At 44.4% G+C, this 12401-nt stretch carries 17 protein-coding genes; 3 read left to right on the forward strand and 14 right to left on the reverse strand.

Annotated elements, in window-relative coordinates:
* Positions 1-2: 2 nt before the first annotated feature.
* Together J2128_RS03425 and J2128_RS03430 are read right to left on the reverse strand one after the other, a co-directional pair.
* The gene (locus tag J2128_RS03425) at positions 3-314 is read right to left on the reverse strand and encodes an energy-coupling factor ABC transporter substrate-binding protein (protein WP_209689647.1); all 312 of its coding nucleotides are present in this window, start codon (positions 312-314) and stop codon (positions 3-5) included.
* Positions 311-1009 carry an energy-coupling factor ABC transporter permease gene (locus tag J2128_RS03430; protein ID WP_209689649.1) on the reverse strand — a complete coding sequence of 233 codons (699 nt, stop codon included), beginning with the start codon at positions 1007-1009 and terminating at the stop codon, positions 311-313. Before J2128_RS03430 ends, J2128_RS03425 begins: the two co-directional genes overlap by 4 nt.
* A gap of 220 nt (positions 1010-1229) precedes the next feature.
* On the opposite strand from J2128_RS03430, the gene J2128_RS03435 reads away from it, so the two are divergent.
* Both J2128_RS03435 and J2128_RS03440 read left to right on the forward strand, forming a co-directional pair.
* On the forward strand, positions 1230-2564 hold the full coding sequence (locus J2128_RS03435) for a cobyrinate a,c-diamide synthase (RefSeq protein ID WP_209689651.1): 1335 nt from the start codon (positions 1230-1232) through the stop codon (positions 2562-2564).
* Positions 2565-2620: 56 nt separating this feature from the next.
* Positions 2621-2806, forward strand: a complete 186-nt coding sequence (locus J2128_RS03440) for a hypothetical protein (RefSeq protein WP_209689653.1) — start codon at positions 2621-2623, stop codon at positions 2804-2806.
* Here J2128_RS03440 and J2128_RS03445 read toward each other — a convergent pair.
* The 10 genes from J2128_RS03445 to J2128_RS03490 all read right to left on the reverse strand — a co-directional run bounded on the left by J2128_RS03445 (position 2803) and on the right by J2128_RS03490 (position 9922).
* Entirely contained in the window at positions 2803-3918 is a 1116-nt protein-coding gene (locus tag J2128_RS03445) for an endonuclease Q family protein (RefSeq protein ID WP_209689654.1), read from the reverse strand. The two genes, J2128_RS03440 and J2128_RS03445, sit on opposite strands and share 4 nt — an antisense overlap.
* A 1-nt stretch (position 3919) precedes the next feature.
* Complete coding sequence (locus tag J2128_RS03450; RefSeq protein ID WP_209689656.1) at positions 3920-4666, reverse strand: proteasome assembly chaperone family protein; 747 nt, start codon at positions 4664-4666, stop codon at positions 3920-3922.
* Positions 4659-4817 carry an RNA-protein complex protein Nop10 gene (locus tag J2128_RS03455; protein WP_209689659.1) on the reverse strand — a complete coding sequence of 53 codons (159 nt, stop codon included), beginning with the start codon at positions 4815-4817 and terminating at the stop codon, positions 4659-4661. Before J2128_RS03455 ends, J2128_RS03450 begins: the two co-directional genes overlap by 8 nt.
* Before the next feature lie 9 nt (positions 4818-4826).
* Positions 4827-5612 (reverse strand): translation initiation factor IF-2 subunit alpha, encoded by a 786-nt coding sequence (locus J2128_RS03460; RefSeq protein WP_209689661.1) that lies wholly within the window; start codon positions 5610-5612, stop codon positions 4827-4829.
* Positions 5613-5623: 11 nt separating this feature from the next.
* A complete protein-coding gene (locus tag J2128_RS03465; RefSeq protein WP_209689663.1) occupies positions 5624-5812 on the reverse strand; it encodes a 30S ribosomal protein S27e in 189 nt (62 codons plus the stop codon).
* A 5-nt stretch (positions 5813-5817) separates the two neighbouring features.
* On the reverse strand, positions 5818-6096 hold the full coding sequence (locus tag J2128_RS03470) for a 50S ribosomal protein L44e (protein WP_209689665.1): 279 nt from the start codon (positions 6094-6096) through the stop codon (positions 5818-5820).
* A gap of 107 nt (positions 6097-6203) precedes the next feature.
* The gene (locus J2128_RS03475; protein ID WP_209689667.1) at positions 6204-6932 is read right to left on the reverse strand and encodes a DNA replication complex GINS family protein; all 729 of its coding nucleotides are present in this window, start codon (positions 6930-6932) and stop codon (positions 6204-6206) included.
* A gap of 5 nt (positions 6933-6937) precedes the next feature.
* Positions 6938-8077, reverse strand: coding sequence for a DNA primase small subunit domain-containing protein (locus J2128_RS03480; RefSeq protein WP_209689668.1), 1140 nt, complete (start codon positions 8075-8077; stop codon positions 6938-6940).
* Positions 8074-9717, reverse strand: coding sequence for a tRNA uridine(34) 5-carboxymethylaminomethyl modification radical SAM/GNAT enzyme Elp3 (locus tag J2128_RS03485; RefSeq protein WP_209689669.1), 1644 nt, complete (start codon positions 9715-9717; stop codon positions 8074-8076). Before J2128_RS03485 ends, J2128_RS03480 begins: the two co-directional genes overlap by 4 nt.
* Positions 9656-9922, reverse strand: coding sequence for a UPF0058 family protein (locus J2128_RS03490; RefSeq protein WP_209689670.1), 267 nt, complete (start codon positions 9920-9922; stop codon positions 9656-9658). The genes J2128_RS03485 and J2128_RS03490 overlap by 62 nt, the downstream gene beginning before the upstream one ends.
* Before the next feature lie 53 nt (positions 9923-9975).
* Here J2128_RS03490 and J2128_RS03495 point away from each other — a divergent pair, with 53 nt between their 5' ends.
* Positions 9976-10854 carry an ADP-ribosylglycohydrolase family protein gene (locus J2128_RS03495; protein WP_348632364.1) on the forward strand — a complete coding sequence of 293 codons (879 nt, stop codon included), beginning with the start codon at positions 9976-9978 and terminating at the stop codon, positions 10852-10854.
* Here J2128_RS03495 and J2128_RS03500 read toward each other — a convergent pair.
* Entirely contained in the window at positions 10851-11306 is a 456-nt protein-coding gene (locus J2128_RS03500; protein ID WP_209689672.1) for a UPF0179 family protein, read from the reverse strand. The two genes, J2128_RS03495 and J2128_RS03500, sit on opposite strands and share 4 nt — an antisense overlap.
* A gap of 6 nt (positions 11307-11312) precedes the next feature.
* Positions 11313-12392, reverse strand: a complete 1080-nt coding sequence (locus tag J2128_RS03505; RefSeq protein WP_209689673.1) for an NAD(P)-dependent glycerol-1-phosphate dehydrogenase — start codon at positions 12390-12392, stop codon at positions 11313-11315.
* Between the last annotated feature and the right edge of the window lie 9 nt (positions 12393-12401).

Consider the following 12401-nt stretch of genomic DNA (forward strand, 5'->3'; position numbering starts at 1 on the left):
AATTAGTTGGAGTTTTTCTTAAGTCTTCTTTCAGCTCCCCATGCCCCAAATACGTATCCTATAAGAAGGCCTCCGAATGCTGCCTGAAGCGCAAAAAGACATGACTCTATTTCACCTGACGGGGGAACAAACGTGTAGTCAGAGTTATCAATCCACGGATGATAGCCAAGTGACTCAATCATCTCTGATCCGACGTCATCTGAACCTGCCCAGCCTTCTACTCCTTCTGCACTCATCTGGGCGTTCAGATAGGCAAACATAGCTATGAAAATAATCACAGCTACCAAAGTGAGGATCTCGATTTTATATTTCATTCTTCAATTTCCCCCTGCAGTTCCTTCATCTTTTCCTCTGAATACACATGGAGCTTCAGGAAAAGTTCAGGCTTAAGAATAATGATGTACTTGAATATCAGAACGAATACAAGACCTTCAATGATAGCAAGCGGTACCTGCGTAACTGCGTATATTCCCAAAAATGCGCAGAAAGAAGCCACGAATCCTCCGGCTGCTGCAGGGAATGCAATTGCAAGCTCAAATGAAGTGACGCAGTACGTTACCAGGTCACAAAGAAAAGCTGCTATAAAAACATTCACAAAGAAGTTGACGTTTAACTTGTAAAGGCCCTTGTAAACCCAGTAACCTACAAAGGGACCGACAATCGCCATTGACATTGCATTTGCGCCAAGTGTTGTAATACCACCATGTGCTAAAAACAGAGCCTGGAACAAAAGCACTATTGCACCGATTACAGAAGTCACCCACGGTCCGAATGAAATTGCTGACAAAGCAGTTCCGGTCGGGTGTGAACAGCTCCCTGTAACCGACGGAAGCTTCAGCGACGACAGGACAAATATAAACCCGCCGGCAACCCCTAAAAGGGGCAAGTATTCACGGTTTTCAGCAAGAATTTTTCTTAACTTATAAAAACCGTAAATAAGGCACGGTAATGCCAGAATCCACCATATCTGCCACCAAGGTGATGGCAAAAAACCTTCCATTATATGCATTTGCAAGAATCTCCTTTTTTAATACTGTTAAGACAAAATTTGAGTTGGATTAACGACACCAACATAAAAATTATTTAAGTTATTACTATTTAACTTTGGTCTTCTTAACCATATTACATTTAGTTAAGACAAATAAATCACATAATTGAATTTGATAACTAACATCATACATAACAGATAGAATTTTGAAAAAAACAGACAATTATTAAAAGGCACTCAGATGATTCCGACAATAATTATAGCAGGGACACACAGCGGATGTGGAAAAACAACGATTGCAAGCGCACTTATGTCTGCCCTCTGCAAAAGAGGGCTTAAGGTACAGCCGTTCAAGGTGGGCCCTGATTTTATAGACCCGTCGCACCACACGGCAATCTGCAAAAGGTACTCGAGAAACCTTGACCCGTATATGATGGGTGAAAACGGAGTCAGGGAAACTTTTTTAAATGCCAGCAAAGGAGCTGACATAGCTGTTATCGAAGGTGTAATGGGTTTTTATGACGGACTTGACGGCGCAGACACAGGAAGTACTGCCCATGTCTCAAAGATACTGAAGGCACCTGTTATACTTGTAATAGATGCAAAAGGATCGTCGAGAAGCGTCAACGCAGTAGCAAAGGGATTTGCCACCTTTGACCCTGAAGTGAATATAGCAGGAGTAATTTTCAACCGGACAGGAAGTAAAAGACACTGTGACATGATTAAAGAGTCTCTTGAACTTCCTTCAGTAGGGTGGATCCCAAACCGAACTGACAAATCTGTTGAAAGCAGGCATCTCGGGCTTAAAATGGCACACGAAACAAGTTCAATGTCTGAATTCTCGGAAGTCCTGGAGGAAAATGCGGAAGTCGATGCAATTCTGGAAATAGCCGGAAAAACTGTGGATATTCCCATAAAACATGTGATAACAGGCAATTATGAAAATTCAGATAAAGGAAAGATCACCATTGGAGTAGCCTGTGACGAAGCATTCAACTTTTACTACCAGGATAATTTTGACAGGCTGAAAAAGCACGGAGCAGAATTAAAATTCTTCAGCCCAATGAATGAACCCCTCCCCGATGCCGACGCATTCTATTTTGGCGGCGGATACCCGGAGCTTCATATGGACAAACTGGAGACTTCAAAATGCCGGTATCAGGTGAAAAAAGCAGCGGAAGACGGAAAAATCATATATGCCGAATGCGGAGGCCTTACATATCTGTGCGAGAGGCTTACATCCGAAGGAAAGACTTCAAAAATGTGCGGTGTAGTCCCTGCTGATGCAATTAAAATGAAAAGATTTCAGGCCCTTGGATACGTCGCGGCGCAGTGCGCAACAAATAAGTGCATACTTCCTGCAGGCATCCGCTACAGGGGCCATGAATTTCATTATACAAAACTGAACTATGGAAACGATGCAAGATTTGCTTTAAGGCTCTCAAGAGGAAGGGGCATAGACGACGGCTTCGACGGAATATACGTCAACAACGTCCTTGCAGGTTATACCCATGCATATTTTACCGAGGAATTTGCGGAGAATTTTATTCTTAAAATAGTGCAGCAAAACAAATAAAACAAGTAATTTTAGTAAATTTATTTGTTTCCAAAAGATAAACTAGAAATAAGCAAATGATCTCAAACAGGATTCTCGAAGACAAAGATACTTTTTTCCTTCTTATACAACTGACTGATATAGCGACTGCTGCGCATGAAAGAGGCGACTACGAGACGAGAGACAAGGCACTTGAAGAGATTAAAGAGATCAGGAAACAAATTCTCGGGCAGATTACAGAAAGCTATGACAAAAAAGACTAAAGATCAAATGAACCGTACATCCCACCGCCACCGGGATGAAGCACAATTTTTTCTTCCCTGAACTTATCTATAGCCATACCCACATCAGGACTTATTCCGGATATATCTTTTATGGAAACATCTGTTAATACTGATATTTCGTTTCCCAGTTCTTCAATAAGCTGAAAATACAGGTTTTTGCACTTTTTTGCCGATACCGAGGATAAACCCAGAACTTCTCTTATAATATCCAGGAGGGGCATTATATGAAGATACGGAGGTCTCAAACTTTTTTCTCCGGTACTCTTGAACTGCGACCTGTCATAAACGCCCTCCTTAATAATTCCGCTGTCAACAGTACACCTCCAGCCGTATTTTTCAGCCTCATCAAATGAATAGTGCCTGTAGCACCTAGTACAGGCTGTCCTGTTGTATTTTCCCTCTTCAGGGAAGAACCCGGCATTAAGGACAATGCTTCCTGAAAGGACTGCATTTATTACATCTACAGGACTTTTGGATTTTGAGTCGATCCTGTTGAACTCCCTGCCAAGTTTATCAAGCAGAGGGCTGTGGGCATCAGAATTGGAAATAAAAGGAATACCGTTTAATTCAGGTATCCTGTCGCCATACGAAGTATCCGCCGAAAGACCGAGTTCGAGGAAATCAGGTGCCTGTTCACCGTAGCATTCATGAAGACTCTTAAACCTGCCGTACATTCCGGTCCACGGTGTAAATGCATGTGCAGGACCTACATATGCCCCGCAGTCATGAACAATTTCTGCAATCTTTTCTCCGCCGGCTGCAATATTAGGCCTTCCGGCTTTTTTAAGATTTGAGCTGTAAGGTTCAAGCTTTTCGGATATCTCTTCGGCCTGCGAAAAATCATCCATCAGAACAAGATGGTGCACCTTGCTCTTTCCTTCAACCTCAGCTGTGGGGACAATGGAAATGCTTTCCGGGATGTCTGTACAGTTTTCCCACATTTTGCGCCAGACAGGATGCAGGGCATCTCCACTTCCCAGAATATCGATACCCTTAATGCTGCATGAATAGAGAAGAGATTTTGGCGTTGTCTTTTTTGACGCTGCCATTGAAAAAGGAGAATGTATATGAAAATCTGCGTTAAGAATCATATTATCCGATATAGTTTAATTCCTCTTCTGAATTTGCTTTCTCGGACTCCTTTACTCTTTCAACAAAATTTTCCATTTCATCTGCCCTTTCTTTGAGTTTTGTGGCGTCAACGGACACCCCCGTAAGTTTTGAAAGAACTGAGAGTACCTGGTTTGCACTAATTGGGTCTACAAGATAACCGGAAGTCTCACCCATCAGACAGATTCCCTCAAAACCTTTTTTGACTCCCATACCAAGAAGAAGGCCTGAAGCACCTATAATACCTCCACCGGGCTCACCTGTTGTAAATACGGCACCGGCTGCTTCAACTTCATCTTTTAATTTCCCGTCGCTCACCGCAGCGAGAACACGGATATTGTCTACGAGATGACCAACACCGTAGCCTCCAAGAGTATACACCCTTTTAACGCCGGCCTTCTGGGCAAGATCAAGATATGTATCGGCCAGAAGGTAATGTCCCTCCGGTGAAGAACTCTGGAAGTCTCCGACAAGAAACATTATGCTGATATTTTCCCCTTCATAGCGGTAAATTTCATTTTTTGGAAGACGGGCCACTCCCTCTTCATCCATTAGAACCTGAGGGGGGAAAAATATTGAATGAACCTCTGCTATCTTCTCTGCATTAAGCTCTTTAATCATGTGTTCAGCTACAAGCTTTCCTACCTGACCAACCCCGGGGAGACCTTCTATAAGTATATCACAGGAGGAGGAGCTCTTTTCAAAAAAATCAACGTCTATATTATGCATCTTTTTTCATCAACCTGCGGAATTTTCCATATCTGTCCTGGGGAGAATAACGCGGAGGATGAGCAGATCTTGTCTTTTCCCCGCATAAAGGACATTCCGAAAAGAGAGTATAGGTGCCGTCTTTCGGACAGCACTTTATTTTTCGGCTCATTTAATTCATCTAATTTTTACCGGTACGCTGTTTTCTGACGAAACTGCCTTCGCCTTCTGCACGCTCCATAACTCCGATAGCTGCATTGGCAACTTTGTTTATAGTTTTTTCAGCCGATTTATAATCAGGAGCTGTTACTTTTACCCTATATTTTGGAGCACCTACATAAAAAAGTTCAATCTCCACGTCTTCAACGTTGGGCTGGGCACTTCTAAGAGCCCTTCTTATGACATTTACTCCGTCAGGCTTGTTTGAAGTCAGAATCAAAGTTCCGGAAATTGTGACTTTTGGGAGTTTTACGTTTTCGTTTGCGATGTTTACAAGTGCTTTTGCAACAGGCTCCTCAAGATCAAGCTTTTTTAAAGTTGCAGCCTCATCTATAAGAATATCCTCAAATACAGGAAACAGCGCCCCATAGTCCTGGTAAAATCTGGATTTCAGAAACTCTTCCGAAACACCGGAAGATTCAGCTATAAAACCGATCCATTTTGTGGCTTTCTGCTCATTCTTCCATTCGTGTATTTTCTCTTTGCGCTGATGATCATTGACATCTTTAAGAGAGAGATCAATATGACCACGGCTAGTATTTACATGAAGGACTTTACACACTACCTTCTGGCCTTCACGAACAAAATCACGGATATGCTTTATCCACCCTCGCGCAACTTCCGCGATAGGGATAAGCCCTTCATGGTTGTCATATTCATCCAGAGTTACAAATGCAACAAAATCTTTTACATTTGTAACAGTACATACAACCAGTTCTCCCTCTTCAGGCCACTCTCTCTCAGTCATAACAATATAATTTACTCGTTTTCAGCAATAATTTCTGCCTTTATGTCTGCATTTCCACCCTTAGGTTCTGCAAGAACCTTTCCGCAGACAACGCACTCTACAACCGTGCTTGCCCTCTGGAAGATCTTCTGCTCATTTTCGCAGTCAGGGCACTTTACCGTATAAAACTTTGTTCTGTTTTCTCTGTTTACGCGAACCATTATAATCACTCTGTAAGTTCAAATTTACCTGCTTTTACACCACTTCTAAGGTGAGCCTTCCCGCATACTGTACAACGGTATCTGACGTTAATCCTCTTTGTAGGCTTGTCTCCTCCCGGAACCTTTGAGAATTTACCCATATTGCCCACTTTGCTTCTGCGCCCTTTCTGGCGGTCAATCCAGTGAAGGTGAAGGTCGCGGCCTTTCTTAACTCTCTCTACCTCATGAATCTGATGTGTTCTGCAGTACGGACAGTATGTTTTAAACTTTGTTGGCATTTTCATGAAACGTATAGCCCCTTTGATTTGTATGCTGGCCGGCGAATAACTCGCATTAAACCGGCCCTATGGAAAACAGCCCTGACGGGAAGTCTTCACAATAAATCTCATTATTATTTGCCAACCCTGATATTTAAGGCTATGTTGCGTCCGCAAAGAACTGATGCATTCCGGGAGGGAAGTGTTACGATATCTTCGGCCGACAACGAATATATATGCCCGTCAAGGCCCATAAACGGATCAATGCTCTCTTTTAAGTAAACTATATCATACCCGATAAGTTCTTCTTCATCAGGATTCTCATCGCCGGTTTCAGCCGGCTCAACAGGATAATCTTCGCAGGTCTCACATGGCAAATCAGGGCTTCCCGTTATAAACCTAGATGATACATCAGGAGGCATTTCACGCTGGACCGCAGGTGAAATCTTAGCTTTTTTGGATGACGCGGTTTTTGACAGTTCGTTTTCCCTGTATGCACCGGCCAGTTTGTCCCTACACTTGCCAATTGCGCATAATATCTCATCAAACATCTCCTGTTCCGCAGGCAAAAGCATTTTAAGTTCAGCTTTGTCAACTTTGCCGCTCCCTACCTGGTTTTCTGCAAGACGTATTATCTTCTTGAACCTCTGGTCAATTATTGTCTGCAGAACGGACTGAACACTTTCAATTTCGTCAATAAGCTCACTGCCCCTCTTTGTCATAAAATGATCAATAGATTTGGCTTCCTCGTAAAGCTCGGAAAGGTAGTCGGAGGCCATCTCGAAAGTATCCGGAGAAATTGAAGAAAGCTTTCCGCTTTCCAGCTCATCAAATGAAATAAGTCTCAGGTATTCAAAATCCATTTTCCCTATTCCCCACCGGCATATTCAGCTATCCCTCTGGCACAGAGAAATACTGCAAGAGCTTCAGGCACTTTGTTTATTCCTTTTTCAAGAGAATATTTTTTCCCTTTAAGAGGCATTTCAAGCTTAAACGCAAGGTCTATTTTTACAGATTCATCACCAAAGACAACAGCGTCAACAAGAGGATCAAAATCTTCAAACTCTTTGAACGAGAGGGACATTACCTTAAATCCGCTTCCTCCGTGAAGTGATCCTGGCATTCTTATAAGACGCTTAACATCCGTTGTTACAGGTTCATCCGTCAGCGCAGCCCTTTTTTTTATTTCCTTATAAAAATCGCTGTCCTCTCCCGCAAGAATTGTTTTCAACACGCGGCTGACCAGAATATTTTTTTCTGGTTTTTTCAGTCTTTTTAAAAGGGCGTCAACCGAACCGTAAAACTCCTGTGCTGACTGACTACTTACACCTTTCAGGGAAGCTACCTTTTTTGATCCATCATCAGGACCGAGTTTTTTCAGGCCAGAAAGATATTCTGAAAGCGCCTCCCTGTACCTGCCCGGCCACCCTGTAAGCTTTCCGCTGTTTTTTCTGCCTTTAAGCATAATTTCCGGGTCAAGACCTGTCCCGCAGACATAATCCACAATTTCTCGCCTTTCCGCGCTGGACCAGTTCAAAACCTCAAGATTTCTTATGTGAATATGATAGCCACGGCCTCCGGAAAACACAATGTGCATGTCCCTGCGTGAAAACCCAAGCTCTTCCGTAAGCATGGATATCATTTTCTGTGTCTCTTCATGGACACGCACAAGCATTTCATCGTATGCACACCTGACTATATGATCGGCGTCCAGGTCGAATATAAGGTCTGCACCGGACCACAACTTGTCCTGCATATTTCCGGCAGAAGGGAGGGCATAATATGCCGTTGAATAGTATGCATGCCTGGGGACCATGGACTTAATATAGTTTTCAACCTCCTCTCTGGAGCTAAACGCTATATGTCTTTTCATCCTGGAAGCATCGGGGGAATCAAAAAGTATAAACCCCCATTCGCGCTGCTCAAGAGATGAGGGAACCTCAAAAAAAGCCTTTTTATAGTATCCTGAGAATTTTTTCTTCAGGTATTCATTTGTTGCCGCATTCATGCAATTTCCTTGACCATATACGGTCCGCGCCTTTCATAGCCACGTTTACTGTAATAAGGTCTGACTCCGATTCCGCTCATGACTGCAACGCTCCCGTACCCTTTCTCTTTTGAGATATCTTCTGCAATCTTTAAAAGACGATCCCCGAAACTGCGGTGCTGCCAGCGATTGCCAAAACCTTTCTCCGACATCGGAACAACCGAACCGTACACGTGAAGTTCACGCACAAGCGCTGCCCCTTTGAGCTCCTCCCTCCAGGGATCAAACGGAAGCCTGAGCCTTGAAAACCCTATCAGGGAATCGTTTGCAACAGCCTGTATGAAATATTCTGTGCCGCCGCAGCACCCGTATTCAATTATTTCTATGTGTGGCTCTTCCGTAATCTCGTTTCTCCCGGCTTCACGACACCGTATGCACCTGCACTTCTTGCCCTGCTGAAGAAGTCTCTCCTTTGCAAGTTGCCTGAAGTTGCTGTAATGCGAACCCGCGACAATAAGCTTTGCGGGAATATCACGCTGAACCCTCTGGAGACGCACATATTCGGGAAGTCTGGACTTCCCGTAGGCTACAAGGTCAATCAGATCGTCCTCATCGTAAACACTGTATTCCCCATTTTTCCAAAGCTCCTCTATTTCAGAACCCGGCGTGACCAGAGTAGGATAAATCTTTATGAAGTCGGGACAGAACCGCTCATCCGTAAAAAGGGTGTCAAACATCCTTTTGTCGTCCTCTATCGTAGATGACGGGAGATTTGGCATTACGTGAAAACCTACCTTGATCCCTGAATCCCGCAGGTAAAGGTTTGCGAGATGTGAGTCCTCGACAAGGTGACCACGCCTGTTATACTCAAGAATTTTGTCATCAAGCTGTTGAACACCGAGTTCAACCTTTGTAACTCCAAGAGAAAGCATTCTGTCGATATGCTCCTTTCTGCACCAGTCTGGCCTTGTCTCAAAAGTTACTGCAATACAGCGCACCCTGGAACGCTCATTTTCGCGGCACAGTTCTTCGAATGTGAAATTGTCACCCCTGTCCTCCATGCCGTACTCATTCATTGCACGTATGCATGACCTCATGAACCATTCCTGGTATTCAGGCTCACGGGCTGTCATTGTCCCGCCCATTACGATAAGCTCGGCTTTTTCAATGTGATGACCAAGCTCCTCGAATTGTCTTAGACGCGCCTGGACCTGCACATACGGGTCATATTTCAGCTGCCTTGCCCTCAGTGCCGCTGGTTCTTCGCCCGTATAGCTTTGCGGAGACCTGAACAGGGGGTTCTCAGGCCCTCCGGGACATGGAAGGCACTTCCCGTGCGGGCATACATGAGGGGACGTCATCACGGCAACAGGCGCCACTCCGGAGATGGTGCGTGAAGGCTTTACCTGCACAAATGAACGGAGTTCCTCCTTTTCCTCTTCAAGAGCGGCGGAGAATATATCCGAATTCCGCGGAAATGAGTCCAGAGAATACTTTTTAGCAACAGAAGCCTTTATCTTCTGGACATCAGAGGGAGATCCCGCTTCAGATAAAATGCGGGAAATTATCTCCCTTAAAATAGAATGATAATCTGCCGCTTCAGTTTTCAACGGCAACCTCTTCCGAAACTGCACCGGAAGAATACTCAACAGCCGGAACATGCGTGTGCTGTATATATCCCACCAGTTCTTCTCCCAGCGTCAAAATAGCTTCTTTATGGCATATTTTGTTCTTATGAATATGGACAGGTGAAATATTCAGTCTGTCATATTTTTCCGTAACAATCTCTTCATTATCAATCGATTCATAATACTTCTTTACCTGAACAAGAAGCATATGCAGATGAAGTAATTCCTCCTTTTGCACTAGATCACCAATCCTTAAAAAATACTACAATCCTAACAAGATATAATTTATTGGTGATCTTTATATTTGATTATTTGCGGGGAGCAGGAACATTAATCGGACTTGCTACAGGAGACGCTCTTGGCGCGCCTCTGGAGGGGCTTAAAGCAAAAAAGGAGGTATATTCCGAAATGATATCCGGAGGTCTGCATTACACGGGTGCCGGGGGCATAACTGATGACACTTTGTCAGCACTTGCAATCTGTGAATCGCTTATCGAAAACGAGGGATTCTCTCCTGAAGATATAGCATTCAGAATATGCAGCGAATTTCTGATGCACCCGCAATTTTTCGGGCCGACATCAGCAGAAGTTTTCATCAGCATGCTTAAGGGCAAAAATCCGTTCGAAATTTCAAAAAGGATTGGAGAGAGGGGAGGAGGAACAACCAACGGGAGCGTCATGCGTGGAGCCCCGATAGGAATTTTTTTTCCTCCGGATAAAACAAGAATGCCAAGCATAGTCTGCTCACGGATAACCCATTACAACCCCGTCTCATGTGAATGCTCCGCCTTTGTTAACAATATGATAAGCAGAATGTGCAGGGGGGAGGACAGGAATACTGCTTTTACTAAGGCGTTTTCGGAATGCGAGATCAAAAGAACCCAAAAAATCCTTTCACAGTATAAAAAATACCCCATGATACCCTCCCTTGATTCCCTCCAGGCAACACACTGCGCGCTGTCAGTATTCATGGAATCCAAAAATTTTGAGGAAATGCTTATACTGGCTGTAAACATGGGAGGAGATACCGATACAATAGGTGCTGTATGCGGCGCTATGGGTGGTGCACTCTGGGGCTGCAACGAAATTCCCTTAAGATGGAGAGGGGCTCTAAAAGAGTCGGGAAGAATAGAAAATGACGCATTCAGACTTGCAGATGTCTCCCTCTAATCATCCAGAGGACTCAGCTCCACTTTTTTGAGAGTTTTTCCCCTGAGACATTCAAAACCCTGACTGTCTGAAACCGATGATACAAGGTAGCGTTCACCTTCCGAGAGCCCTTCTGCAAGACAAAGGTCATAGTTTTTGCACCCGGCTTCAGTACAGGAAGGTTCATACGAGATTTCCGAGTTTAATATTGCTTTTTTTGAGTCAACGAGAGCTGCAACGGGAGCTTCGACCACTTCAACTGCACAGACTCCGCCATAATGGATGTTACACGAATGCACGGTATCATTTTTAAGTCCGGTAACCCTGTAGCGTCTTTTCGGGACAAGGTTATTGCATACCTTAAACATCCTGCACCCTTCGCATTCGGGCAGCTCTCCTTTGTATATGAATTCAAGGCCCGGTTTTGAGAGTAATTTACCTATAAGAGTTATACGTGTCTGATTCTCTGACATCCTTCATCACTTCATGTAGAGCATTTTTACCAGCTTTCTCGCGCATTTATCTTCGAGTCCCATATCAAGAATTGTAAAACGCTCAGGTCTTATGTTTTTTGCCATTAACATGGCTTTTACAGCAGTTTCATCATCAATTCCTATTTCAGCAGGTGTCGTAGGTGCGCCAATATCTTTCAGGGATTTTCTGATGCCCCTCCAGTCTCCGCCGTGAAGGTACATCGTCATGATAGAACCAATGCCACACTGCTCGCCGTGAAGGCCCTTGTTTGGCGCAATAACATCCAGCGCGTGGCTGAATTTGTGCTCTCCGCCTGATGCAGGTCTTGAAGAGCCTGCTATACTCATCGCAACTCCGGAGGACACAAGAGCCTTTATCACCATCCATGCCCCCTCTTCGGAGCCCGGATACATGAAGCTGGAATTTTTGACAAGAATTTCCGCTGTCATTCTTGACAGTGCCGCGGCATATTCGCTTATCGGCTCCCCTTTTATCCTGTGAGACAGTTCCCAGTCAAGGATTGCGGTATAGTTGGATATTACGTCCGCACACCCTGAAGCCATGAGCCTGTGAGGGGCTCTGGCAATTATCTCTGTATCGGCTACTACTGCATGGGGAGGATGCGCATCAAGAGACACACTACCGTTTTCAGTAGGAACGGAGGCCCGTGAAGAAGCAATGCCGTCATGCGAGGCCGCCGTAGGGACGCTGATAAACTGGCTGTCAGTGTTGTAGGAGACAACCTTTGCCAGGTCAATTACCTTACCGCCGCCTACACCCACAAGAAAGTCAAAATCATGCGCGATTTTCTCCACTTTTTCGATTGTGGGAACAGAGATGTTGTCCGCAAGAAAAACGTCCACATCATATTTCTCCCCGAGGAGATCACGTGCATGGCCACCGGCAGCCTTTATTGTATTTTTGCCGGATATAACGAGTGCAGACTTTCCAAGATGCAGGTCTTCGCAGACTTTCGGGAGCTGTTCTATAATTCCGTGGCCTATAAGAACGTCCCTTGGCATCTGAAGCCATTTTGATTTGTCGAACCGTGGTGTTTTGAGTACTTTTATACTATCTGCGCTCATTGTTTTATC

The organism is Methanomicrobium sp. W14 (genome assembly GCF_017875315.1).
GTDB lineage: Archaea > Halobacteriota > Methanomicrobia > Methanomicrobiales > Methanomicrobiaceae > Methanomicrobium.

What these genes read in the sequence shown, in the direction of transcription:
- J2128_RS03485 (WP_209689669.1), bottom strand. Translation starts at nt 9,717, where the DNA reads ATGTTCCGGCTGTTGAGTATTCTTCCGGTGCAGTTTCGGAAGAGGTTG.
- J2128_RS03455 (WP_209689659.1), bottom strand. Translation starts at nt 4,817, where the DNA reads ATGAGCCGAAAAATAAAGTGCTGTCCGAAAGACGGCACCTATACTCTC.
- J2128_RS03425 (WP_209689647.1), bottom strand. Translation starts at nt 314, where the DNA reads ATGAAATATAAAATCGAGATCCTCACTTTGGTAGCTGTGATTATTTTC.
- J2128_RS03470 (WP_209689665.1), bottom strand. Translation starts at nt 6,096, where the DNA reads ATGAAAATGCCAACAAAGTTTAAAACATACTGTCCGTACTGCAGAACA.
- J2128_RS03475 (WP_209689667.1), bottom strand. Translation starts at nt 6,932, where the DNA reads ATGGATTTTGAATACCTGAGACTTATTTCATTTGATGAGCTGGAAAGC.
- J2128_RS03440 (WP_209689653.1), top strand. Translation starts at nt 2,621, where the DNA reads ATGATCTCAAACAGGATTCTCGAAGACAAAGATACTTTTTTCCTTCTT.
- J2128_RS03430 (WP_209689649.1), bottom strand. Translation starts at nt 1,009, where the DNA reads ATGCATATAATGGAAGGTTTTTTGCCATCACCTTGGTGGCAGATATGG.
- J2128_RS03505 (WP_209689673.1), bottom strand. Translation starts at nt 12,392, where the DNA reads ATGAGCGCAGATAGTATAAAAGTACTCAAAACACCACGGTTCGACAAA.
- J2128_RS03480 (WP_209689668.1), bottom strand. Translation starts at nt 8,077, where the DNA reads ATGAATGCGGCAACAAATGAATACCTGAAGAAAAAATTCTCAGGATAC.
- J2128_RS03435 (WP_209689651.1), top strand. Translation starts at nt 1,230, where the DNA reads ATGATTCCGACAATAATTATAGCAGGGACACACAGCGGATGTGGAAAA.
- J2128_RS03450 (WP_209689656.1), bottom strand. Translation starts at nt 4,666, where the DNA reads ATGCATAATATAGACGTTGATTTTTTTGAAAAGAGCTCCTCCTCCTGT.
- J2128_RS03465 (WP_209689663.1), bottom strand. Translation starts at nt 5,812, where the DNA reads ATGGTTCGCGTAAACAGAGAAAACAGAACAAAGTTTTATACGGTAAAG.
- J2128_RS03445 (WP_209689654.1), bottom strand. Translation starts at nt 3,918, where the DNA reads ATGATTCTTAACGCAGATTTTCATATACATTCTCCTTTTTCAATGGCA.
- J2128_RS03500 (WP_209689672.1), bottom strand. Translation starts at nt 11,306, where the DNA reads ATGTCAGAGAATCAGACACGTATAACTCTTATAGGTAAATTACTCTCA.
- J2128_RS03460 (WP_209689661.1), bottom strand. Translation starts at nt 5,612, where the DNA reads ATGACTGAGAGAGAGTGGCCTGAAGAGGGAGAACTGGTTGTATGTACT.